Raw genomic sequence first — 23,225 nt, forward strand, 5'->3', positions numbered from 1 at the left:
CGTGGGTAAACAGTTTTCAGTCTCAGTTTTCACCGTAATCTTATCATCCCGAGGAACTAGGGATCACATAAATGAGCATATAAAATCCGTTCTTATCCGCGTTTTCGCATAGCGAATCCGTTTTATCCGCGTACTTTCTTTTCGATAAAACTCAACCCAATTTACAACTGATTAACCTCAATTTTCGTCAATTCAGATAATTCTAAAATTCGGTCTACGTCATTTTTATTGGCAACAAAAAACAAATAATTATCGCCCTGCGTATCATACGTCATTAATTCAAGATCATGTTTTTCTAATGCCGATTGAATGTATGGAAACAAATCATGACTATATGTTTCTTCCGGATATTCGAAATTAAGATCTTCGCCAATCATTTCAGATATAAAATATTCAGCATCTTCCGGATCAAATTTCCAATCACTGTTCCAGCAATTTATAACTTCAAAAAAGTTCCAATGACCTTCCACTTTTGCATGGTATTCTTTTGTTTCTTTTTTAAAATCTTTAAAAAGCTTTTTAGATTGTTTTTGAACCAGTATTTCGTCGACATTTCCTCTTGAAACTAACTTAATAAATTCTTCAAAAGATTCAACCGTAACCTCTTCATCAAGCAATAAATTTTCTTGTGATGGAAGTTCAATTCCCTGCGGAATTTCAATATTTACATATTGGCAAATTCCCTGCAAAACAGTTTTAAATTCTCTAAAACCAATTTCCTGAATATCATTTTTAGGCTCATTTATATCAATATATTCAGTTTCGAGAATTCCTTTTATATAATCAAAAAGATAACTGTTGTTGTATAGAATTCTAAAATCATTCGTTTCTAAACTATTTGTACAGCAAAAAAAGATAATGAAATTATGAAAAACATGTTTCAGGTCTTTTTTTATTCGCGCTGGAGGTTCTGTATAAAACTGAATATGCAGATAATCAAATTCTAATTCCTGTTCTATTTTATCTTGGGTAATGGGATCAATATTCAACTTTTTATAAAGCTCATTTAAAACTTCATAAGAGTTTTTAAAACCATTTTTCTCAATCTCTTTTTGGGTTTCTTCATAATCAAATGAAGATGGAAAAGTAAACAAATTCACAGAAACAGCATTATGCATGCCTTTCATTTTAAACTCAAATTGACTTTCTGTATGATACAAATGAGCATATATAGAATCGACGACATCAAAAGAAACAATGGATTTTGGGTCATTATTTCTTCCGAATAGATTAGAAAAGAAGTTTTTCATTGGCGTATATTAAAGGATAATTTTTTATACTAAATATAAGATATTCCAATAAATAAAAAACCAATTTTATATGTTATTTCAAAGTTTCGGCAATCATTAAGGCACATTTTTCTCCATCAATGGCAGCAGAGATAATTCCTCCTGCGTAACCTGCACCTTCTCCGCAAGGATATAAACCTTTTATCTGCAAATGTTCATACGTTATTGGATCTCTGGGAATACGAACCGGAGACGATGTTCTGCTTTCCGGAGCATGCAAAATTGCTTCATTGGTTAAATAACCGTGCATTGATTTTCCAAATTCTTTAAAACCTTCGCGTAAAATCTGCGATAAAAATCCAGGAAAAACCTGCCCCATTTCAACCGAAGTTGTTCCGGGAACATAAGACGTTTTCGGAATATCTGCTGAAACTTTATTCTGAGTAAAATCAACCATTCGCTGCGCCGGAACTTTTTGAGTTTCTCCAGCCAAATGCCACGCTTTTTGTTCGATACTTTTTTGAAATTCCATTCCTGCTAAAGCACCAAATTTTGCAAAGGGTTTAAAATCTTCCAATTTTAATTCAATTACAATTCCTGAATTTGCCGTAACCTGATCTCTTTTTGATGGCGACCAGCCATTTGTTACCACTTCGCCCGGACTTGTAGCGCAAGGCGCAATTACCCCTCCCGGGCACATACAAAACGAATACATTCCTCGCCCATTAACTTGCTTCACGATTGAATATGGCGCCGGTGGCAAATGTTCACCACGATAATCACAACTATACTGAATACTATCGATTAATTGTTGAGAATGTTCTGCACGAACTCCTAAAGCAAAAGGTTTTGCTTCTATAAATATTTTCTTTTTATCTAATAATTCAAAGATATCTCGCGCCGAATGCCCAGTTGCTAAGATTAGTTTATTGGCAAGAATCTTGTCTCCGGTTTGTGTTACAATTCCTTCGACTTCATTATTTTTTACTAAAATATCCGTTACTCGAGTGTCAAATAAAACCTGACCTCCAAATTCGATGATTTTATTTCGAATATCTTCAATGATTTTTGGTAATTTATTTGTTCCGATATGTGGATGTGCTTCTACCAAAATATCTTCAGAAGCTCCAAAAGCTACCAAAAGTTCCAAAATTCTGGTTACATCACCACGCTTTTTAGAACGCGTATATAATTTTCCATCAGAATAAGTTCCTGCTCCGCCTTCGCCAAAACAATAGTTAGAATCTTCGTTAACCAAATGATCAACATTGATTGCTTTTAAATCACGTCTACGTCCGCGAACATCTTTTCCACGTTCGATAACAATTGGTTTTAAGCCTAATTCTATTAATTGCAAAGCCGCAAAAAGTCCGGCCGGACCAGCGCCGACAACAATAACTTCCTGCGCCGATGAAACATCCTTATATATAGGTAGCCCAATTTTAGTTTCCTGAAAAGGTTCACCTTGCAAATAAATAATAACTTTCAAATTGATTTTTATCGCTTTTTGACGCGCATCAATAGAACGTTTCAAAATAGAAACATGTTGAATTTCGTTTGGCGAAACTTTTATTTGTTTAGACAAATAATCTTTTAGCAACAATTCGTTTGCAGCTATATCGGGAGAAACTTGTAATAAAAGTTCTTTTGGCATGTTTTATTGGATTCTGAAATTTTATGGAAATAACTTATAAATGTCTTCGCGTTTTGCAAATCTAGTAAGTTCTATGACTTCTCCGTCAAAAAAAAATCCTAATCTATATTTCCCAAATGTAACTTTCAAGATTCTAAGATTTTCATAATTTCTTCTCTTGAAACCAGTTCTGACCTCTCTGCTTCCTGCATTAACATCATCAAACCTAAATCTTCTTTCTCTTCATCGGATAAGTTGTTAAACTGGGTTGATTGTTTCTCTTTTACATACATTTGCACTGCATTCTCTATCAATCCTTTCACACTCGTTTTTTCAAATATTGAAATCACTTTCAACTTTGTCAAAGTTTTTTCGTCTATGTCTATTAACTTTCTCATCTGAAATAAATTTTCAACAAAAATATACCATATATACGATATATACAATTGATTGATTCGTTATTGGGTTTTATAAAATCCATTTTCAAAATAGACTTTGTACCTTTGCAACTCTTTCCCGAAATTTCGGGATTAACCTTTAAAAAAAATGTCCAGAAAAATAAAACTAATTTGGGATTTTCGTGGTCCGGCTTCTGCAAAAACAGCAGAGCATCACGAGATTCATCTGAAAGAATATATTACCATAGAAAAACTTCCGTTGAATATTACGGGTTTTAAAATCATAAACGAAATGCAGGCAATTGCTTTTATGGTGGTTACCGATGAAAATATGATTCCCGTACGTGATGCTTTGAAACCGCATCGTGGGGAAGTTTATAGTGATCAGTAATCAGTCGCAGTATTCAGTTCTCACTGAGAGATGTATTAGTAGCAGTCTCAGTTTTCAGTCTCAGTAAAAACTGCAAACTGTAAACTGAGACTGTAAACTTTTTAGTTCGCTACTTCACTAATAAATTTAATTCGCATTAAGCGTAATTCATCGATATCATAATCGCCGTCGAATTCTTTAAGTGCATCTTCGATTTTGTCTGATTCTGATTCCATGAAATAGTCGTGAATTTCTTCTTGCTGATCGTCGTCAAGTAAATCGTCTACCCAATATTTGATATTTAATTTGGTGCCGGCATAAACGATCTGCTCCATTTCTTTAATCAAAGCATCCATTGTAAGTCCTTTTGCAGATGCAATATCACTTAATGGCAGTTTTCGATCTATGTTTTGAATGATATATAGCTTATTGGCAGAATTTACTCCGGTAGATTTTACTACTAAATCATCCGGACGAATAATATCATTATCTTCGACATAACGATTAATAAGAGTTACGAAATCTCCGCCGTATTTCTTGGCTTTTCCTTCACCAACTCCGTGAATATTATATAATTCTGTTAAAGTAATCGGATATTTTAAAGCCATATCTTCAAGAGAAGGATCCTGAAAAACTACAAACGGAGGAACTCCCAATTTTTTGGCTACTTTTTTGCGTAGTTCGCGTAACATTCCCATTAAAACTTCATCGGCGGTACCGGATGATTTTGCGGCTGTTACGATTGCTTCATCTTCAGATTCATTATATTCATGATCTTCAGACATCATAAATGAAACTGGGTTTTTAATAAAATTCAAGCCTTCTTTAGTGATTTTTACAACACCGTAAGTTTCTATATCTTTAGATAAATAACCAGAGACCAGAACTTGTCGAAGCAAAGCCATCCAGTATTTTTCATCATGGTCCGAACCTGAGCCAAAAAAGGTTTGCGTATCTGTTTTGTGTGCTTTAATTACGGCATTTATACGACCTATTAAAGTAAATACAATTTCTTTTGATTTGTAAATGTGTTTTGTATCCCGAACAATTTCCAATAATTTAACGGCTTGTTCTTTGGCTTCCACTTTATTTTTAGGATTACGAACGTTGTCATCCATATCTGCACCTTCTCCGGTTTCGCTGTCGAATTCTTCACCAAAATAATGCAGTAAAAATTTTCGGCGTGACATTGAGGTTTCGGCGTAAGCCACAACTTCCTGCAAAAGAGCAAAACCAATTTCTTGTTCTGCCACCGGTTTTCCTGACATAAATTTCTCCAGCTTTTCTACATCTTTATACGAGTAATAAGCCAGACAATGTCCTTCTCCTCCATCACGTCCGGCGCGTCCGGTTTCCTGATAATAACTTTCGAGTGATTTTGGAATATCATGATGAATCACAAAACGAACATCGGGTTTATCGATTCCCATTCCAAATGCGATTGTTGCCACAACAACATCTACATCTTCCATCAAAAACATATCCTGATGTTTGGCGCGGGTTTTTGCGTCTAAACCTGCGTGATATGGCACAGCGCTAATTCCGTTAACTTGTAAAACTTCGGCAATCGACTCTACTTTTTTACGGCTTAAACAGTAAATAATTCCTGATTTGCCTTTGTGCTGTTTGATAAATCGAATAATATCCGATTCTATATTTTTTGTTTTAGTACGAACTTCGTAGTATAAATTGGGTCTGTTAAATGATGCTTTAAAGGTATTTGCATCAGACATGTCCAGGTTTTTTAGAATATCTTCCTGAACTTTTGGGGTTGCAGTAGCTGTAAGTCCAATAATAGGTACCTGACCTAATTGTTTGATAATGTTTTTAAGATTTCGGTATTCAGGCCTAAAATCATGTCCCCATTCTGATATACAATGTGCTTCATCAATAGCAACAAATGAAATAGGCACGCTTTGCAAAAAGGCTACATATTCTTCTTTTGTTAAGGACTCAGGGGCGACATATAAAAGTTTTGTTAAACCAGATGTAATATCTTTTTTAACCTGTGCAATTTCTGTTTTGGTAAGGGAGGAATTTAACACATGCGCAATTCCGTTTTCTGAAGAAAGGCTTCTGATGGCATCAACCTGATTTTTCATCAAAGCAATTAGAGGAGAAACAACAATTGCTGTTCCATCCTGAATTAAAGCGGGTAATTGATAACAAAGAGACTTTCCACCGCCTGTTGGCATAATTACAAAAGTATTCTTTTTACCTAAGATACTCGTAATGACTTGCTCCTGCAAGCCTTTAAATTGGCTAAAGCCGAAATACTTCTTTAATTCCTTGTGTATTTCAATTTCGTTTGAATTCATTCTTTATATTAATGGATATTTTGTATAAATTTGCAACACATAAAGATACAACTTTCTTTTATACATACAAATTTTAAATATTCTGTTTTGATCACAAAAGAAAATATATTGGCAATCGCCAAAAAAACAATACTCTCTGAAAGTGAAGCAATTACAAAGCTAATTGATTTTCTTGATGAAAATTTCTTCGAAGCAACCCAACGTATTTACGAAACCAAAGGTCGATTGATCGTTACAGGCATCGGAAAAAGCGCCATTATTGCACAAAAAATGGTGGCTACTTTTAACTCAACCGGAACACCTTCTATGTTTCTGCATGCCTCAGAAGCCATTCATGGCGACTTGGGAATGATACAAAAAGAAGACATCATTATTTGCATTTCAAAAAGCGGAAACAGTCCTGAAATAAAAGTTCTTGTTCCGTTATTGAAACGTTTTGGAAATATCTTAATTGCCATTACCGGAAATATAACTTCGGCATTAGCCAAAGGTTCAGACTATGTTTTGAACACCACGGTTGATATGGAAGCCTGCCCAATAAATCTTGCACCAACAAACAGTACAACAGCCCAACTTGTTATGGGTGATGCTCTTGCGGTTTGTTTAATGGAAATGCGCGATTTTAAACCTGAAGATTTTGCGGTTTATCATCCGGGTGGTGCTTTAGGAAAAAAATTACTGCTTCGCGTAAAAGATATGATTGAACATTCGTTAAAACCTCAAGTGACTCCGGATACATCTATCAAAAAAGCTATTTTTGAAATATCTGAAAAACGATTAGGCGTAACAGCCGTTATTGAAAATGGTAAAATTATCGGAATTATTACTGACGGAGACATCCGAAGAATGCTAAATGACGTAGATACAATTGCAGATTTAACCGCAAAAGATATTATGTCTAAAAATCCTAAAGTAGTATCTTCTGAAACTATGGCTGTTGATGCCTTAAATATTTTAGAAGATTTTTCGATAACGCAGCTTATTGTTGCTGATAATGGTGAATATAAAGGCGTACTGCATTTACATGACATTTTAAAAGAAGGAATCGTATAATGGCAAAGAAAAACCTTGGCGAGATGTCATTTTTAGACCATCTTGAAGAATTAAGATGGCTTTTGGTAAGAAGTACAATTGCGATATGTATTATGGCTTTTGTTACTTATTTTATAAGTGATTATTTGTTTGATCAGATTATTTTAGGCCCAATAAGACCTACATTTTTTACTTATGTCTGGTTTTGCGACTTATCTCATCAATTAGGTTTTGCCGATAGCATTTGTATTACGGAACTGAATTTCATTATTCAGAATACAGAGATGGAAGGTCAGGTCAATATTTTTGTATGGATGTGTCTTTTAGCCGGATTTATTCTAAGCTTTCCTTATATTTTATGGGAACTTTGGAAGTTTATCAGCCCTGCACTTTATGAGAAAGAAAGAAAAAATGCAAAAGTATTTATTTTTACGTCTTCCCTTTTATTCTTCCTGGGAGTTTTATTCGGTTATTATATTGTGATTCCGATGTCTGTAAATTTCGTTGCCACTTTCTCTGTGAGTGATGTTGTAAAAAATCAATTTACATTAGAATCTTATATGGGAATGGTAAAAACCAGTATTCTTGCCAGTGGATTATTTTTTGAATTACCTATTATTATTTATTTCTTAACCAAATTAGGACTTGTAACTCCTGTTTTTTTAAGAAAGTACTGGAAATATGCCGTTGTAATTATTTTAATTATCGCAGCAATTGTAACTCCTCCAGATGTAGTAAGCCAAACTATTGTAGCAATACCAATGTTAATTATCTACGAAGTGAGTATCTTAATCTCAAGGATTGTTTATAGAAATAAATTGAAACAAAATGTCTGATATTATACAAGAATTTAACGACTATCGTTCTAAAATGAACGAAAAATTATTGGCTGACAATAACAAAATTGTGAAGCGAATTTTTAATCTTGATACTAACGCATATGCACCCGGAGCTCTTGATGTAAAAACAAAAGAACTTTTAGGATTAGTGGCTTCGGCAGTTTTACGTTGTGATGATTGTGTAAAATATCACTTGGAAACAAGCCATAAAGAAGGCGTTACGAAAGAAGAAATGATGGAAGCTATGGGAATCGCAACTTTGGTTGGAGGAACAATCGTAATTCCACATTTAAGAAGAGCGTACGAATTTTGGGAAGCTCTTGAAGAAGCTGAAACTAAATAATTGTTAATACGTTTATTTGTTGAATCGTTTATTCGTTAATTTGTGGCGACTAAACGATTAAACGTTTAACGATTAAACCAAAAAAATGAAATTAAGAGCCGATAATTTAATCAAAACCTATAAAGGACGCAGTGTTGTAAAAGGAATTTCTGTTGAAGTAAATCAAGGGGAAATTGTAGGTCTTTTGGGACCAAATGGCGCCGGAAAAACAACTTCTTTTTATATGATCGTAGGATTGGTAAAACCAAATCAGGGAAATATTTATCTTGACGATTTGAATATTACTGATTATCCGATGTACAAACGAGCTCAGCAAGGAATTGGTTATTTAGCGCAGGAAGCTTCGGTTTTTAGAAAATTAAGTATTGAAGACAATATCCTAAGCGTTTTGCAATTGACTAAACTTTCGAAAGAAGAACAAATTGCAAAAATGGAAAGCCTGATCGAAGAATTTAGTTTAGAACATATTCGTACCAACCGAGGTGATTTACTTTCGGGAGGTGAACGCCGTCGTACAGAAATTGCACGTGCTTTGGCAACAGATCCAAAATTTATACTTTTGGATGAACCGTTTGCGGGAGTTGACCCTGTTGCGGTTGAAGATATTCAGAGAATTGTAGCGCAGCTAAAAAATAAAAACATCGGAATTCTAATTACCGATCACAACGTTCAGGAAACTTTAGCCATTACAGATAAAACATACTTAATGTTTGAAGGTGGAATTTTGAAAGCCGGAATTCCGGAAGAATTGGTTGAAGATGAAATGGTTCGCCGCGTTTATCTTGGACAAAACTTCGAATTACGTAAAAAGAAACTTGAATTCTAGTAAAAAAGTATACAGTCGCAGTTTTCAGTCGCAGTAAAAACTGAATACTGAGACTGTAAACTGCAACTGTAAACTAAAAAAAATGACACCACAAAAACCAACGCAGGAAGATTATAACAATTGGCACAATGATCCAAATAATTGGCATTTGGGTATGTTTTATTATAATAAGGCAGACAAAAGAATGTTTGTTCCTAAGAAATTAAAGTGGGCTGGTTTCACCATTAATTTTGGAAATCCATTAGCGATTCTTATTACTGTTGCTTTTCTATTTTTCATGTACACGCTTACACAGCTTAAATAAAAAGTTTACACTCGCAGTCGCAGTATTCAGTTTTCACTGAGACTGTAAACTGAGACTGAATACTGAAAACCGCGACTGAACACTGTAAACTGAGACTGAAAAACTGAGACTGAAAAACTGAAACCTATTCAACAGTTATAAACTGCAATTGCTCCAGATCTCCATTGTAGATATTTACATCAACACGATGATTTATTCCCGGTAAAGATGCTTTTTCTGTAAATTGCCAAAAAAGCCAATCGTCTTCAATCTTTTCTCTGTAAAAATTATAATTGGCGATCCAAAACAAATATTCACTGAATTCTTCTTTTAGAAAATCACTGTAATAACGTTCTCCGGTATAAATTATCGGACGAACCTGATAATGTTTTTCTACTTTATTCAGCCAGCGTTTCAATCCCACTTTTAAACTGTCTAAAGATTGATTTTTGGGTAATCTTTCAATATCTAAAACGGGCGGCAAATCGCCTTTTTGTAATTTTACGGTTTTGATGAACAGATTTGCCTGTTCTATAGAATTTTCATTTGGTCGATAATAATGGTAAGCACCACGCATTATTTTATTTTCTTTGGCTCCGTCCCAATTCTTCTGAAATTGTTTATCAACTCTGTCGTTTCCGGCAGTTGCACGAATAAAAACAAATTGTACAGGATATTTTTCTTCTAAAATTTCAACTTCATCCCACTCCACTTCTCCCTGAAATTCAGATACGTCAATACCAATCACTTTTCCTTTGTGATTTTCTAAAACCTGAATATTTCGAACGTCAGAAAGGTGTTTGTCTACTTCATCTTCTTCTAAAACTTTACCGGATTTAAAACCAAGATAGAAAGCTAATCCTGCACGATAATGATAAATCGTGCCTAAAAAAATCAGCACTAAACATGAATATAAAATAAAGCGGATGGCTCTGCTAAAAACAGATCTTTTGGGTTTTGCTTTAGAATAAGAATTTTTTCGGTAAGTCGTTTTTCTTGCCATTCAAATAAAACTACTTTTTCAAAAATAAATTATTAACTACCGATAATAACACATAAAAAATGATAATTAAAGGAATCGAGATGTAATGAAGCGTTACTACTAATAGCAAAGAGATCACTAAAAATACTATTTGAAGGACATTATCCTTTACCGTAAACTTTTTAATTTTTAAAGCAAACAACGGGATTTCAGCATTTAGAATATAAGCACTGCATAAAGTAATTGCTAATAAAACCCACTGATTGGTTAAAATTTCCAGTATTATTAATGAATCTGAAAACTTTAAAACTAAAGGTAAACTCAGGATAAAAAGTGCATTTGCAGGAGTTGGCAAACCAATAAAAGAATCGGTTTGGCGTGTATCGATATTAAAATTTGCCAATCTATAACAAGAACCTAAAGTTACGATAAATCCTAAAAACGGAATTGCAGGATTTGTTCCTAATTCATGTGCGCTGTTGGTAAACATGGTAAACATTACATAACCCGGAACAACTCCGCTGGTTACCATATCTGCCAATGAATCCAGCTGTAAGCCAAGCGGACTTGAAACTTTAAATATTCTGGCGAAAAAACCATCAAAAAAATCAAAAAAGATTCCTAAACAAACGAAGTAAAAAGCCATTTCATAATTGGCTTCAGAAACAAAAACAACGGCAATACAACCACAAAAAAGATTAATTAACGTAATTAAGTTTGGAATGTGTTTTTTGATATTCATCTTTTTATAAAATTTGATAATGGTAAGCGCAAATTTAGCATAATAAGTGTATGAAACGGGAGTTTTCGCAAGAGTTTTTTATTTCAAATTCTCTGTTTTGCAATATTTATCAAAAGGACGAAATTAGATGCGTAAAATATTATATTTTTGAGGAAAATTAAAACAGACTTCGGTTTGCAAAAAAATATCCGTTGAAGAAACTTTTTGGGCTTTTATTATTTTGGAGTTGTATGCAATATGCACAAACTGTTCGAAAATATTCGAATGAGTTTATGAATATTGGTGTAGATGCGGCGGCATTAGGAATGTCGAGTGCTGTAGTTGCTTCTACAGAAGATGTAAATTCTGTTTATTGGAATCCGGCGGGTTTAACGCATCTTGAAGATCATCAGATTTCATTGATGCATGCCAATTATTTTGCGAATATTGCGCAATACGATTATATTGGTTACGCAAGCCCAATTGATGACAGAAGTGCCTGGGGAATTTCGATGATCCGTTTTGGTGTTGATGACATCCTAAATACAACTGAGTTAATTGACAGTCAGGGAAATATTGATTACAACAGAATTAGTTTATTCTCGACAGCTGATTATGGCTTTACATTTTCATACGCCAGAAAATTGCCTGTTGAAGGTTTTCAATATGGTGTAAATGCAAAAATCATTCGTCGTGTTATTGGAAAATTTGCTAATTCATGGGGTTTTGGTTTTGATTTTGGATTGCAGTTTGAAAAAAATGACTGGAAATTTGGTTTGATGCTTCGTGATATTACAACGACTTATAATGTTTGGAATATTGATGAGGAGGAGTATGCGAAAATCGCCAATGCAATTCCGGGAGAAAACAGTGAATTGCCTGAAAGTACTGAAATCACTTTACCAAAAGCACAATTGGGAGTTTCAAAAAAGATAGAATTTCATAATGATTACAGTCTTTTGGTTGCTACAAATTTAAATATGCGTTTTGAGCAGACAAACGATATTATTTCATCAAAAGTAGTGAGTATTGATCCTGCGGTGGGTTTTGAATTTGGATATACTGATTTGGTTTTTTTAAGGGCCGGTGCAGGAAATTTTCAAAATGTAACGCAACTGGACAATACTGAAAAAATAAATTTTCAACCCAATATTGGTTTGGGTTTCAAGTACAAAGGCATTCAGGTAGATTATGCCTTAACCGATTTAGGAAACCAAAGTACTGCTTTGTATTCGAATATTTTTTCTTTGAAAGTAGATTTAGGTATCTTTAGATAATAATTAGAAAACCATCAAACTTCTTAAAATTTTTAATCATGAAAAAAGTAAATTTTAAAACACTTTTTAATTTATTAGTATTACTAAGTTTCTCTATTGGTTTCTGCCAAAGTTTACCTTTGTCAAAAGACGCAAAAATCAGTGTTCTTACTTGTGGTTTGGGCAACGAAACCTATTCGTATTTTGGACATACGGCGATTCGGGTTTCTGATCCGGCAAACAATATAGATGTTGTTTATAATTATGGTGCTTTTGATTTTAGAACTCCAAATTTCGTTGCAAAATTTACCAAAGGAGATTTACAGTATTTTGTAATTACGCATTCATTTCCGGAATTTATAGAAGAATATAATACTGAAAAAAGAAGCGTTTTTGAACAGGAATTGCTTATTCCGCAAGATTTAAAACAAAAGCTTTTTGATAAATTAAATGCTACTTTACTTTCTGAAGATCGCTATTATACATATAAATTTATCGATAAAAATTGTACTTCGATGGTTGTTGACATTATCAATAACACTTTAAATGAAAATGTAATTGTAAAAAAAGGCGATACAGATATTACATACCGATCTATTTTATATCCGTATTTTGATGGCCATTTTTACGAAAAACTAGGAACCAGCATTATTTTCGGTACAAAAGTAGATCAATTAGGAACCAGAATATTTTTGCCTTTTGAATTGAAAAATAGCTTAGAAAAAATAAATTTTCAAAATAAACCTTTAGCCGCCAAAACAAAAACACTTGTTCTTTTTGAAAAAGAAACACCGGCTTCATGGTGGAATAATATTTATTCTTACCTCATCATTCTTGCCTTTGTTGTTCTGGCACACCATAAAACCGTTGACAAAATTTACCTTTTGATTTTATCTTTAATGGGAATCTTTTTTGTTTCTGTTGGATTTTATTCTTCTCATCAGGAATTATCAATGAACTACAATGTGCTTTTATTTAGTCCGCTTTTGCTGATTTTGATCTTTTTCTCTATTGTAAAAAACAAAAGATGGACTTATCGATTTGCTGTTTTACATTTAATTTTTCTGATCATCTACAGCATTTTCATGATCAATAAAGCCCATTTTATAATTGTTTTACCAATGATAATTACAAGCGGTTTTGTTTTGGTAAGAGTTGCAATACGCAATAAAAAACGTATTCCTATTATTATTTAAACTATTGTCCGCGATAAAAAACAATTGTTGTTATTGTTTTAAAAGTAATACTCAAATCCAGAAATATGCTTCGGTGTTTGATGTAATATAAATCGTATTGCAATTTTATCAAACTTTCTTCTATAGATTCTCCATAAGAGTAATTTACTTGTGCCCAACCGGTTAATCCTGGTTTTATAACGTGCCTTGTTTCATAAAACGGCATTATTTGGGCAATTTCAGTAACAAAAAACGGTCGTTCGGGTCTTGGGCCAATTACAGCCATATCTCCTATTAAAACATTGAAAAATTGCGGAAGTTCGTCGATTCTTGATTTACGCATAAACTTTCCAAAAGGTGTGATACGTTTATCAGAAGAAGTTGCAAAAACGGCTCCGTTTACTTCGGAGTTTTCAACCATTGTCCTGAATTTATAGATTTTAAAAACATTTCCGTTTTTACCTACTCGTTCTTGTGTGTAAAATAATTTTCCTTTGTTTCCGAAAAAATTGGCAATAGATATAAACGGGATCAGGAACATACACATTAATAAACCTAAAGAGGAGAAAAAGAATTCCAGCATTCGACCTAAAAGCAAATACAATTTATTATTATTACTACGGCTAAAAGGGAAAAAACGATAAAAATCCCTGGCAATATATTGCACCGGAATACGCTGCGTTTTGCTCTCGTATACTTGTGTATATTCACGAATAATGTTTCCCGACTGAAGTAAATGCAGTAATTGCTGGTATAAATCTGCTGTAATTCCTTCTGCTGTTTGAGAAGCAATTACAATTTCGGCAACATCATTTTTAATTACAAAATCTTCGAGATTTTCCTTTTTGACTTCTTTTACATAATGAAAATCCAAATCTCTTTCGCAAACAGAATCTGAATTTACAAAACCGATTATTTTATAATGCGGATCTACATTTTCAAGTCCTAAAACAAGTTCTTCAACCTGATTTTGACCGCATATTAAAACGACATTTTGCACAAAACGGTGAGAAGCCAAAAAATAAACATAAATGTATCTCCAGGATAACAAGGCAAACAAAACAGCAAAATAAAATATGATTATTGCAAGTCTGTTTTTTGGTAATTCAGGCGATAAAACGGGTGTTAAAAGATAAACCGATACGGTCGTTGTTGCGGTAAAAACAGTGCTTTTAAGAATTTGAAATTGATTACTCGCTACTTGCAGATTATACATTTCAAAAATGGATCCGAACATGTAGACATAGGCGATCAGTACAATTTCCCAGTAATAATTTGCAATTGAAAATTGAAAATACTGAAAATTGAAGAGCAGGTTTAGGAGATATAATGCGAAGAGAACGAAAAATGCATCAAAAATATGCAGCAATACCTTCCTTTCCGATATCTCGAAATGAATTTTCTTTTTTGTAAACATTGGTCTATTTGGTTTTGGTTTGGGGCTAAAACTTGACGCAAATGTATTATAAAAAAAAGAATATAAACTATCTAATTTTCAGCTTTTTCAGGAATTTTCACTTTAACCGAAAGAAGTGATAAGGCATAAACAAACGCAGGAGCTGCGGTACGCATGGCCGCGTGGTTTATAGTAAGAAGCCAAAATAAATAAAAAGAAAAGAAATATAAGTGCTGCCAATTATTGAGATAAAGAACAAATGGCGTTATTAATAATATCAAAAGTCCTAAAATACCAAACAAACCGTGCTCACTTAACATTCGGGTTATTTCATTATGAGAAGCGGCGTCTAAACTAAACAGCTCTTTTCTTAGCTCTTTACCCATACCGGCTCCGATTCCTAAAATAGGATTATCCATAAATAATTTTAATTCGGTATCCATGATTTCTTCACGACCCCCCAATCGATCTTTTTTTAGTCTTCCTGCCGCATCTTTATTAGCATAACGCTTATTAATTAAGCCGCCCGTTTCTAAAGAAGTATATGTCCAAATTCCTATTCCCATAAGTGTCGTCACGATAAAAACTAAAGAGAACTTACCTCTGCCCCTTGCATTTGAAAAATAAAACATTAAACTTAATAAACAGGCAATCATCACTACAGCCGTAATTACTCCTCCTCTTGAAAAAGTAACAATGCCCCTGTAGCTCACCATAATTAATATAATTCCGTTCAAAATCATTAATTTTTTTGATTTTGAAAATAAAATTAATTGAGTGAAAAAGATAAAAATCCCTAATCCCAAAACAGTAGAAACCTGATTGGGTCCAAAACCTCCCGAAGTTTCAAAGTTCGATTGTGTACCTGTTAATACTTGTTTTACGCTGGGATTATATAAAAATAAATAGACTGTAGTAGTAAAAATAGGCAATCCCATTGCGACAACTACTTTTTGTAAATCTGCAAATAGAATCTTCCTTTGAAACATATAAATGGCAGAAATTGCCAAACAAACCGGTCCAGATAAATTAAAGAATAACGCCTTTTTAACATCTACATTATAGTAATCTGTTGATGTTGATGTTATCAGTATTCCCGGAATTAACAAAATCAGAAAAAACCAGTAAATAAAGGCATTGGTAGAAAAATTGCTGTAAATAATACCTACAAGCATGAAGAAAATAACATTGAATTTAACATATTCATTATTAAAATTCCCGTCAGTCATTCTTAAAAACACCTCAACACCTACCATGTAAGCAGCAATTAAAAGAACTTCATTGTTTCTGTTTTTTGTTTTGTAAACAAGATAAAATCCTAATATTGGAATTACAAGTGCATATATTTTTGACAAAAAAGGCACTGCAAAAACCACCAAAGCTATTAGTGCATGAATAAAAATCAGAAAACCATAAGACCATGAAATGTTTTTCATATTTATTTAATTTGTATAAGCAGAGATTAACTTTTCTATTACAATCTCTTCTGAATAATGCTGCTCAACGGATTGCTTAAAATTATCTCCTAAAGTTTTCCTAAGCGAATCATCATCCGTAATTTTTTTCAACTGCGATTTCACCTCTAAATACGATAGAGGATCAAACAGCAAGCCGTTTACTTCATTTTGAATAATAGAGGAACAATATCCCACATTTGTAGAAATTACGGCTAAATTCTCTAAACCATATTCAAGTAGCGTTACGGGAAATCCTTCTTGTGTCGAAGCTAAAACACCAACAGATGCTTGCGACAAGATATATCTGACATCATTTTTTGCTCCGTACAAATGTATGGCATTCTCTAATGAATAAGACGTTATATGCTTTTTTATCTCATTTGAATAGTTGTCAAAATAATCTTTTCCGATGAGATGTAAAGTCCAGCCACTTTCGTTTAATTTTAACTCGGTAAAAGCTTTTAGGATCAAAATATGATTTTTTGGATTTTTTAAATTCGCCAAAAAAACAATTCTTTTACCTGCGTTTCCTTTTAAATTGGTCAACTGTTCCGTTTCGGCTTTTGAAGTTATAAAATTAGGAATAAAAATCACTCGGGAACAGTGCATGTTTTTCTTGCTCCATTCTTGTAACTGAAGATTAACTACAAAAATAGCAGAAAAAAAAGCCGATAAATATATCAAAACCCTATTCTTTTCTTTCGTTTCTTTTTCTCTTGTTCCGTAATGATCATGCCAGGTAATTTTTATTCCCGGCAAAGTCAATTTTACTAAAACGGCTATAAAAAACGAAGAACTATGCGCATGAATAATATCGATCTGATTTTTTTTGATATATTTTCTTAAACGAAAAACGGCTTGAAAATCAACACTATTTTTCTTTTCCAAAAACAAATAAGAAACATTCGAATTTATCTGATCTTTTAAAGAACCTTCTTTTCTTGTTGCTATTAAACCAGAGAATGCTATTTTTTTGGCTAATGCATTTGCATAATTAACCGCCATTCGTTCTGCTCCGCCAGCATCTAAAGAATCTATTATTTGTACAATTCTCATTTTACCAAAAGCTTTTTAATTTCAGACTCAAAAACATCCGTTGTATATTCCTGCGACCACTTTATTGCTAATTTACTTTTATCTAAAAACAAATTCTCGTCTGTAATTATTTCTGTAATTTTAGCCAGATCATCCTTTATACTCATGTCTAGTAAAACGCCTCTGTTTCCGTAATCAAGCATAAAAGGAACACATGAAACTTTTGTTGACAAAGGAACGCATCCCCAAAACATAGCTTCGGCAATAGCTTTTGGCCAGCCTTCGCTTTTAGATGCCAATATCGCAAAATGGCTTTTTTGATACGCTTTTTTTATGGTTTCCTGTTCGTGATTTCCTTTTAAAAAAACATATTCTTCTAATTGATTTTCTTTAATATATTTTTCTAAAGCACTTCGCTCAACTCCTTCTCCGTATAAATTGAGAATTGCTTTATTACCCTTTTTTATCAGCTGTTCTGTAAGTTTTACAGCATATAATGGATTTTTTCCTGACACTAAACTTCCAACAAAAATGAATTCTAAAACCGAATCAAAACCGGTTTTTAGAATCGTTTCTTTTTCATTTTCTGAATAAGTAGCGGTGAAAAATGGTTTTATATTTTTTGATTGATTTTTCCAGTTTCCATAAACCAAAACCTGCATATTTCGTGTTAGAAAAGTATTGTTCAGAATGTATTTTTGTAAACGATACGTCCACGGCTGTTTGCTTGCAGCATCCCAATTTCCTGCATATTTAGCTGTTTTTATTTTGTTTGGAAACAGAATTTGAACCACGCAACCCAATAAACCTATGTTTCCGGGACAGCGTAAATGAATATGATCTGCATCTTTCATTGCCCAAAATATTCGCCAGAGTATTATTGGGAATTTAAAAACAGCTATTATACTATTTTTAAAAGTGGTTAAATTAAAATCAGGTATTTTTCTAAAATCAATTTCAGGATGATGGTACGCAATATCAATTGCTGTTGGATTTTTCTCCAGCAAAGGCCCAACTACGATAACCTGATCAACATATTTTAACCAAATATTCATTTCACGCACATACGGCGCATAACCAAAATACTGATTATCACTTTGAAAATGATTGACATGTGTAATGATTACAAGTTTCATTTGAGTAATTCGTTGGAAAAATTAATACAATAATTGTCTATGGTAAATTTGAGCAAAAAAGTATTTCTTGCATTAGCACTCATTTGAGGCTGGAGATTAAAATTGCTTTCGACTCTTTCAAAAATTGAAACCATAGATTCCTGATTTGAATCAAATTTAAAACACTCATTACCGTCTTCTACATATTTTGTTAATCCTGTTGCATTAGAAATCAGCAATGGCGTCTGATTCATCATGGCTTCTAAACCAACCGTTGGTAAATTATCTACTTTTGAAGGTATTATCGCAAAATGGCTTTTGCATAAATAGTCATCAATTTTATCATAAGGTAATCCTCCAAAATAAACGATATTCTCACTATTTTTTATCAATTCCTTAATCTCTTTTTCCTGACTTCCTGTTCCGGCAATATTCAAAATTATATTTGTCGTTTTAATTTTATCGCAATATGTTTTAAACGCCGTAACGAGATCTAAAATTCCTTTTGAAGGATCTAATCTGCCTAAAAACGAGATAACAATATTCTCGCTGTTATCTGTTTTGCCTTTAAATCGATCTTTCATCGGGTTTAAAAAAACGATTCCTTTTGTAACAGAATAATATTTTTCAAGATCTAGTTTTGCTAATTCTGACGGACAAACAACAACATTACAGAATAATTTATAAAACATCTTTTTTCGTAAAAAAAACATGTTGTGTTTTATTCCGCTATGTTTTTGATCTTTTGAAATTTGATCGCTTAACGTATGATAATAGGCAAATGTTTTAGCCCTGCCAAAAGACAGTATTTTTGATATTGCAATTGAAATATTAGCGCCTACAAAATGACCAACAACCACATCGGGCTTATATTTAAAATAAATTTTAGAAAACCAAAGAACATCTTTTATCGATGTTGGCCTTTTTTGAGTGGACCAAGAATACACGATAATTTCACCTTTCTCTTTTTTAATAATCTCTTTTTCTTTAAAAAAGGGATTATGAGAAATAAAAATTACTCTGTTTCCTAAATCCGCCAAATGATGCGCTAAATAATAACTCATTGACGCAAATGAATTTTCGGTATAATTATGTGCAATTAAAATTGTTTTCATAAATACCCTTATTTTATTTGGGGTTTATTAAATAGCAAACTCCACCAGCCAATTGTTCTACCCAGCGATTCCGTAAAAGCTGCTTTTTTATTGTGATCTGTAGTTACATTGGTAAACCTTATGCAAGTAAGTAAAATTGTTATTGCATGCCATTTTATATAATCTTTAAAAACCGGATTTGGATTTTTAACACGCCAAACATACCAGCCATTTCTTACTACCATTTTACCGTAATGATATTGATTTGGTCTTCCGGAAACAGCATGATAATGATTTAATTTTGCTGATGTATTTAAATATAATTTTCCAGTTTTGGCAACTCTTAAAGTAAAATCGGCATCTTCATAAAGTCCATAACCTTCAAAATAAGTGGAGAATGAAAAATTTTCAAAAACTGATTTTCGAAAAGACGAAACTCCGCCCATCAATTGTTCAACTTCATACGTTTTATTGCTTGGTGGTAAAAAACCAACGCTTCTTCCGTGTGAAAAATTAGAAGAAAAACCCGGTGGAGAATCACTATCCAAATTCAGCTTTTTACGTAATATAAAACGGCTTCCGTCTTTACGTTTCCATCCGTCAAAATAAAACTCATTGATTTTAGGAATGTAATTATCTTCAACTTCTTCCCATTTTATTTCATTACAAATATAACCTCCAACGCCCAGAGCATCCGGAAACTGATGATAGGTTTGCAGTATATTTTCAAAATAATGGGGTTCTAAAACCGTATCATCATCCAAAAAGCAAACAACTTTAACGGCATCATTTACTTTGTGAATGCCAAAATTTCTTTGTTTCGTAAGTCCGCGATCTTTATCACCGACCAAAAAATATTGGAGATTTTCAAACGGATTTTCTATTAAAACAATCTCAGTTTTATTATTTGTTGATCCGTCAATAATTAAAATTTCATCAGGATATATATTTTGTTCCTGAACCGATTGTAATAATTTCAACAAAGGTTCAGGACGCATGTAGGTACAAATGATAAGGGAAAATTTCATATTTTATTTATGTCTTGCTCCTAAGTTATTTAGTTTTTTAGCATAAAAAAGAGATTTTTTAAACTGAAGATTTTTGTACGGAATTCTTAAAAAACGGTATAAAAGTCCTTTTTTTGAACCTTTAAAAAGATATAAGAAAAAGTGTTTGTACTTATATTCTAAAACTTGCTGCGCTGTAAAATGTTTTACGATTCCGTACATAACCGTTGGGCTTGGAACGGGGCGAATAGACTTAACCGGCGTATCTAATTCCCAAGGCTGGGCTTTTCTTTTTTTGCCTAAAATTTTAGACTGATTTCCCCAAAATCGATATCCGCCAACAGGAGGTTTTAAATGCAAATTTGGAGAAAAAGGATTATGAACTACAATTTGTCCTAACTTAATTATCGACATTCCAAAATCACTATCCTCGCCATAACCGCCATCAAAATTAATATCGTTACCAATTAATTTTCGAACATATTCTGTTTTTACACAAGAATTTGCGTTACTAAAACCATGACTTGCGCCAACAAACCATCTCTTGTCGCCCAGTTTTTGAAGCTTATCTTGTAAATCTGTTAAATCCTGTTCCTGATTATCCGCACGAATATCAAGTCCGTTGCAAGCGCCTACTTTATAGGTTTGTAATATTCTGATATGATTTTCTATAAAATTAGACTGAAAACGAACATCATCATCGCCAAAAACAATATATTCTCCTGTACATAAGTCGATTGCTTCGTTTCGCGCTCGACAACTGCCTTTTGTTTCCTGCCATTTAACAATTAATTCAAAAGGAAAATCTATTGAGTTATATAGCTTTTCATCCCGTACATCTTTTGGAGTTGCATCTACAATTACAACTTGCGAAACGGGATATGTCTGAGCAGCCAAATCTTTTAATAATTGCAGCGTAAAATCCTGACGCATCATTGTTGGAATGATGTAGCTAATCGTAGGATTTCCTTCGATTTCCATCAATTCACGAGGTTTAATGATAGGTTTGGCGCCTGATTTTTTGAAGTTTTTCTTAGCATAAAAAAAGGCGTTCCATTCTTTCCATTTCCAGAATCCTTCTCTGTATAACATAAAAACAGAATGATCTATTTTGAAATTTTTTCTAAAAAAAACGTATCTGTCTTTTGCTGATATTTTGATTTCTTCTTTTGAGTTTTCCTCAAAAAGTCCTTTACTATATAACGGAATAGCTGCTGAATTTCGCAAAGCATTGTATCCAAAATCTAATGCCTGTAATTGAATATTTTTATATTCTGCATCAAAACCTTTCAACGTTTCCCAAACTGATTTACGAACTGCAAATTGATTTGGATTAATTCTCCAGCTTACACATTTGTCAAGATTATCAAAATCATTGATAAACATAAAAAACACAGCGGTTTGATATACTAATTCTGGAAAAGCATTTTTGTATCCTTGCTCAAAAGAACTATGCCAGATATCTCCGGCTTCTTTTGACAATGTTTCTAATTGATCAAAATCAGGCTGTCCATTATAAAGAATAACTTCTCCGGCTGTTGTTACAAATTCATTTAATTTCATTCCTAATTACGGTTAATTATGCTTTTATAAAATTCTATATTTTGTTTCGCTATACTGTCAATATTAAAAAAATCTTCCACTTTTTTTCTTGCTGCTTTTCCTGTTTTCAAACACAACTCTTTGTCGTTTAAAAGTGTAGTGATTTTTTCTGCAAAAACATCATGATTTGTCGGATGAATCAAAAACCCATTATCTCCGTCATCGACCATTTCATTTGCCCAACCAATATTTGAGGCGACAATTGGTTTTTCCATCGCCATCGCTTCCAGCCAGGAAACGGGAAAAGCTTCGGCAAAAGACGGAAAAACACAAAGTGCTGCATCCTGAATTTTCAGTTTTATTTCGGTATATGGAACGCTTCCTAAATAGGTTACATTTTGCTTTGCCTGATTTGAAAATAATTCCTGCATCATTTGCCAGATCGATGAATTTCCTGAAATAATATCTGAAACATCTTTACCAATCAAAATCAATTTAGCATCCGGATTGTTTTCGATTACTTTATTAAAAATTAAAGGCAATTCAAGAAGTCCTTTTTTGCGAATCAGGCTTCCAAAATATAATATGCTTTTTCCTTGCTGAACATTTTTATCTGATTGAAATAAACTTGCGTCGATAGGGTTTGGAATAACTGTAAACTTCTTATTCAAACCAAAAACATCATTTGTTGTATTTGCCGTAAACTGACTTACAGATAATAATGCATCGGCATTAATTAAAGCTCTTTTTTCATGAAATTTGTTTACCCATTTTACCGGACGATTATCCAAATGACAGAAATAAGTATCTGATCCGTGCAGTCTAATTACTATTGGACACTTTTTGGGTTTAATAAAAGAAGTAATTCCTGTCCAATCCGGTGCTTCAACTAAATCAATTTCTTTATTAGAATAGAGTTTATTAATTAGTTGTTCTATTTTTTTTCTTGTAAAAAACCACGACAATCCTTTAATTTTTACATTTTTTATCTGCTGAATTAAAACGCCGTTATCATCAAAAACAGCGTCTTCTTTTTGTCCGTAAACAAGAACTCTGACTGAAACACCTTGCGCTAAAAGTCCGATTGTCAGATTTTTGATACTTGTGCCAATACCTCCGGAATTTCCGGTTTTTGGATGTGGGTATTCTGGTGTTAAAAAGGCTATTTTCATTG

At 33.0% G+C, this 23,225-nt stretch carries 22 protein-coding genes; 8 read left to right on the plus strand and 14 right to left on the minus strand.

Annotated features, from left to right (window positions below):
• Nucleotides 1-161: 161 nt before the first annotated feature.
• The 3 genes from OLM54_RS12825 to OLM54_RS12835 form a co-directional block, all read right to left on the minus strand.
• Nucleotides 162-1,250 carry a hypothetical protein gene (locus tag OLM54_RS12825; RefSeq protein ID WP_264535009.1) on the minus strand — a complete coding sequence of 363 codons (1,089 nt, stop codon included), beginning with the start codon at nt 1,248-1,250 and terminating at the stop codon, nt 162-164.
• Nucleotides 1,251-1,323: 73 nt separating this feature from the next.
• A complete protein-coding gene (locus tag OLM54_RS12830; protein WP_264535010.1) occupies nt 1,324-2,883 on the minus strand; it encodes an NAD(P)/FAD-dependent oxidoreductase in 1,560 nt (519 codons plus the stop codon).
• 125 nt (nt 2,884-3,008) lie between these two features.
• Entirely contained in the window at nt 3,009-3,260 is a 252-nt protein-coding gene (locus OLM54_RS12835; protein WP_264535011.1) for a hypothetical protein, read from the minus strand.
• Nucleotides 3,261-3,408: 148 nt separating this feature from the next.
• Here OLM54_RS12835 and OLM54_RS12840 point away from each other — a divergent pair, with 148 nt between their 5' ends.
• Nucleotides 3,409-3,651 (plus strand): hypothetical protein, encoded by a 243-nt coding sequence (locus OLM54_RS12840; RefSeq protein WP_264535012.1) that lies wholly within the window; start codon nt 3,409-3,411, stop codon nt 3,649-3,651.
• Between the two features lie 101 nt (nt 3,652-3,752).
• Here the strand turns inward: OLM54_RS12840 and recQ are convergent, their stop codons facing one another.
• Nucleotides 3,753-5,948 (minus strand): DNA helicase RecQ, encoded by a 2,196-nt coding sequence (recQ, locus tag OLM54_RS12845; protein WP_264535013.1) that lies wholly within the window; start codon nt 5,946-5,948, stop codon nt 3,753-3,755.
• Nucleotides 5,949-6,035: 87 nt separating this feature from the next.
• Here recQ and OLM54_RS12850 point away from each other — a divergent pair, with 87 nt between their 5' ends.
• The 5 genes from OLM54_RS12850 (at nt 6,036) to OLM54_RS12870 (ending at nt 9,292) form a co-directional block, all read left to right on the plus strand.
• Complete coding sequence (locus tag OLM54_RS12850) at nt 6,036-7,001, plus strand: KpsF/GutQ family sugar-phosphate isomerase (RefSeq protein ID WP_264535014.1); 966 nt, start codon at nt 6,036-6,038, stop codon at nt 6,999-7,001.
• On the plus strand, nt 7,001-7,816 hold the full coding sequence (gene tatC, locus OLM54_RS12855; protein WP_264535015.1) for a twin-arginine translocase subunit TatC: 816 nt from the start codon (nt 7,001-7,003) through the stop codon (nt 7,814-7,816). Before OLM54_RS12850 ends, tatC begins: the two co-directional genes overlap by 1 nt.
• On the plus strand, nt 7,809-8,162 hold the full coding sequence (locus OLM54_RS12860; RefSeq protein WP_089055264.1) for a carboxymuconolactone decarboxylase family protein: 354 nt from the start codon (nt 7,809-7,811) through the stop codon (nt 8,160-8,162). The genes tatC and OLM54_RS12860 overlap by 8 nt, the downstream gene beginning before the upstream one ends.
• Nucleotides 8,163-8,247: 85 nt before the next feature.
• Complete coding sequence (gene lptB, locus OLM54_RS12865) at nt 8,248-8,988, plus strand: LPS export ABC transporter ATP-binding protein (RefSeq protein WP_026982881.1); 741 nt, start codon at nt 8,248-8,250, stop codon at nt 8,986-8,988.
• 82 nt (nt 8,989-9,070) lie between these two features.
• Entirely contained in the window at nt 9,071-9,292 is a 222-nt protein-coding gene (locus OLM54_RS12870) for a DUF5808 domain-containing protein (protein WP_264535016.1), read from the plus strand.
• A 124-nt stretch (nt 9,293-9,416) separates the two neighbouring features.
• On the opposite strand, the gene OLM54_RS12875 is transcribed toward OLM54_RS12870, so the two are convergent.
• Nucleotides 9,417-10,274 carry a glycoside hydrolase family 25 protein gene (locus OLM54_RS12875; RefSeq protein ID WP_264535017.1) on the minus strand — a complete coding sequence of 286 codons (858 nt, stop codon included), beginning with the start codon at nt 10,272-10,274 and terminating at the stop codon, nt 9,417-9,419.
• A gap of 10 nt (nt 10,275-10,284) precedes the next feature.
• Nucleotides 10,285-10,995: a CDP-alcohol phosphatidyltransferase family protein gene (locus tag OLM54_RS12880; protein WP_264535018.1), complete on the minus strand. Its 711-nt coding sequence runs from the start codon at nt 10,993-10,995 to the stop codon at nt 10,285-10,287.
• Between the two features lie 272 nt (nt 10,996-11,267).
• Here OLM54_RS12880 and OLM54_RS12885 point away from each other — a divergent pair, with 272 nt between their 5' ends.
• Complete coding sequence (locus OLM54_RS12885; protein ID WP_264538565.1) at nt 11,268-12,251, plus strand: PorV/PorQ family protein; 984 nt, start codon at nt 11,268-11,270, stop codon at nt 12,249-12,251.
• Between the two features lie 38 nt (nt 12,252-12,289).
• Nucleotides 12,290-13,426, plus strand: coding sequence for a DUF4105 domain-containing protein (locus OLM54_RS12890; protein ID WP_264535019.1), 1,137 nt, complete (start codon nt 12,290-12,292; stop codon nt 13,424-13,426).
• Nucleotide 13,427: 1 nt separating this feature from the next.
• Here the strand turns inward: OLM54_RS12890 and OLM54_RS12895 are convergent, their stop codons facing one another.
• From OLM54_RS12895 to OLM54_RS12930, 8 genes are all read right to left on the minus strand, one after another.
• Nucleotides 13,428-14,822 carry an exopolysaccharide biosynthesis polyprenyl glycosylphosphotransferase gene (locus tag OLM54_RS12895; RefSeq protein WP_264535020.1) on the minus strand — a complete coding sequence of 465 codons (1,395 nt, stop codon included), beginning with the start codon at nt 14,820-14,822 and terminating at the stop codon, nt 13,428-13,430.
• A 71-nt stretch (nt 14,823-14,893) separates the two neighbouring features.
• On the minus strand, nt 14,894-16,237 hold the full coding sequence (locus tag OLM54_RS12900) for an O-antigen ligase family protein (protein WP_264535021.1): 1,344 nt from the start codon (nt 16,235-16,237) through the stop codon (nt 14,894-14,896).
• A gap of 6 nt (nt 16,238-16,243) precedes the next feature.
• Nucleotides 16,244-17,314, minus strand: coding sequence for a glycosyltransferase (locus tag OLM54_RS12905; RefSeq protein ID WP_264535022.1), 1,071 nt, complete (start codon nt 17,312-17,314; stop codon nt 16,244-16,246).
• A complete protein-coding gene (locus OLM54_RS12910) occupies nt 17,311-18,429 on the minus strand; it encodes a glycosyltransferase (protein WP_264535023.1) in 1,119 nt (372 codons plus the stop codon). The genes OLM54_RS12905 and OLM54_RS12910 overlap by 4 nt, the downstream gene beginning before the upstream one ends.
• Entirely contained in the window at nt 18,426-19,523 is a 1,098-nt protein-coding gene (locus OLM54_RS12915) for a glycosyltransferase family 4 protein (RefSeq protein WP_264535024.1), read from the minus strand. Before OLM54_RS12915 ends, OLM54_RS12910 begins: the two co-directional genes overlap by 4 nt.
• A gap of 8 nt (nt 19,524-19,531) precedes the next feature.
• Complete coding sequence (locus OLM54_RS12920; RefSeq protein ID WP_264535025.1) at nt 19,532-20,530, minus strand: glycosyltransferase family 2 protein; 999 nt, start codon at nt 20,528-20,530, stop codon at nt 19,532-19,534.
• A gap of 3 nt (nt 20,531-20,533) precedes the next feature.
• The gene (locus OLM54_RS12925; protein WP_264535026.1) at nt 20,534-22,072 is read right to left on the minus strand and encodes a glycosyltransferase family 2 protein; all 1,539 of its coding nucleotides are present in this window, start codon (nt 22,070-22,072) and stop codon (nt 20,534-20,536) included.
• Between the two features lie 2 nt (nt 22,073-22,074).
• The gene (locus OLM54_RS12930; RefSeq protein WP_264535027.1) at nt 22,075-23,223 is read right to left on the minus strand and encodes a glycosyltransferase family 4 protein; all 1,149 of its coding nucleotides are present in this window, start codon (nt 23,221-23,223) and stop codon (nt 22,075-22,077) included.
• Nucleotides 23,224-23,225: the final 2 nt, after the last annotated feature.

It is taken from the genome of Flavobacterium sp. N1736 (assembly GCF_025947065.1).
Lineage (GTDB): Bacteria > Bacteroidota > Bacteroidia > Flavobacteriales > Flavobacteriaceae > Flavobacterium.

What these genes read in the sequence shown, in the direction of transcription:
- OLM54_RS12825 (WP_264535009.1), bottom strand. Translation starts at nt 1,250, where the DNA reads ATGAAAAACTTCTTTTCTAATCTATTCGGAAGAAATAATGACCCAAAA.
- OLM54_RS12830 (WP_264535010.1), bottom strand. Translation starts at nt 2,883, where the DNA reads ATGCCAAAAGAACTTTTATTACAAGTTTCTCCCGATATAGCTGCAAAC.
- OLM54_RS12835 (WP_264535011.1), bottom strand. Translation starts at nt 3,260, where the DNA reads ATGAGAAAGTTAATAGACATAGACGAAAAAACTTTGACAAAGTTGAAA.
- OLM54_RS12840 (WP_264535012.1), top strand. Translation starts at nt 3,409, where the DNA reads ATGTCCAGAAAAATAAAACTAATTTGGGATTTTCGTGGTCCGGCTTCT.
- recQ (WP_264535013.1), bottom strand. Translation starts at nt 5,948, where the DNA reads ATGAATTCAAACGAAATTGAAATACACAAGGAATTAAAGAAGTATTTC.
- tatC (WP_264535015.1), top strand. Translation starts at nt 7,001, where the DNA reads ATGGCAAAGAAAAACCTTGGCGAGATGTCATTTTTAGACCATCTTGAA.
- OLM54_RS12860 (WP_089055264.1), top strand. Translation starts at nt 7,809, where the DNA reads ATGTCTGATATTATACAAGAATTTAACGACTATCGTTCTAAAATGAAC.
- lptB (WP_026982881.1), top strand. Translation starts at nt 8,248, where the DNA reads ATGAAATTAAGAGCCGATAATTTAATCAAAACCTATAAAGGACGCAGT.
- OLM54_RS12870 (WP_264535016.1), top strand. Translation starts at nt 9,071, where the DNA reads ATGACACCACAAAAACCAACGCAGGAAGATTATAACAATTGGCACAAT.
- OLM54_RS12875 (WP_264535017.1), bottom strand. Translation starts at nt 10,274, where the DNA reads ATGGCAAGAAAAACGACTTACCGAAAAAATTCTTATTCTAAAGCAAAA.
- OLM54_RS12880 (WP_264535018.1), bottom strand. Translation starts at nt 10,995, where the DNA reads ATGAATATCAAAAAACACATTCCAAACTTAATTACGTTAATTAATCTT.
- OLM54_RS12885 (WP_264538565.1), top strand. Translation starts at nt 11,268, where the DNA reads ATGAATATTGGTGTAGATGCGGCGGCATTAGGAATGTCGAGTGCTGTA.
- OLM54_RS12890 (WP_264535019.1), top strand. Translation starts at nt 12,290, where the DNA reads ATGAAAAAAGTAAATTTTAAAACACTTTTTAATTTATTAGTATTACTA.
- OLM54_RS12895 (WP_264535020.1), bottom strand. Translation starts at nt 14,822, where the DNA reads ATGTTTACAAAAAAGAAAATTCATTTCGAGATATCGGAAAGGAAGGTA.
- OLM54_RS12900 (WP_264535021.1), bottom strand. Translation starts at nt 16,237, where the DNA reads ATGAAAAACATTTCATGGTCTTATGGTTTTCTGATTTTTATTCATGCA.
- OLM54_RS12905 (WP_264535022.1), bottom strand. Translation starts at nt 17,314, where the DNA reads ATGAGAATTGTACAAATAATAGATTCTTTAGATGCTGGCGGAGCAGAA.
- OLM54_RS12910 (WP_264535023.1), bottom strand. Translation starts at nt 18,429, where the DNA reads ATGAAACTTGTAATCATTACACATGTCAATCATTTTCAAAGTGATAAT.
- OLM54_RS12915 (WP_264535024.1), bottom strand. Translation starts at nt 19,523, where the DNA reads ATGAAAACAATTTTAATTGCACATAATTATACCGAAAATTCATTTGCG.
- OLM54_RS12920 (WP_264535025.1), bottom strand. Translation starts at nt 20,530, where the DNA reads ATGAAATTTTCCCTTATCATTTGTACCTACATGCGTCCTGAACCTTTG.
- OLM54_RS12925 (WP_264535026.1), bottom strand. Translation starts at nt 22,072, where the DNA reads ATGAAATTAAATGAATTTGTAACAACAGCCGGAGAAGTTATTCTTTAT.
- OLM54_RS12930 (WP_264535027.1), bottom strand. Translation starts at nt 23,223, where the DNA reads ATGAAAATAGCCTTTTTAACACCAGAATACCCACATCCAAAAACCGGA.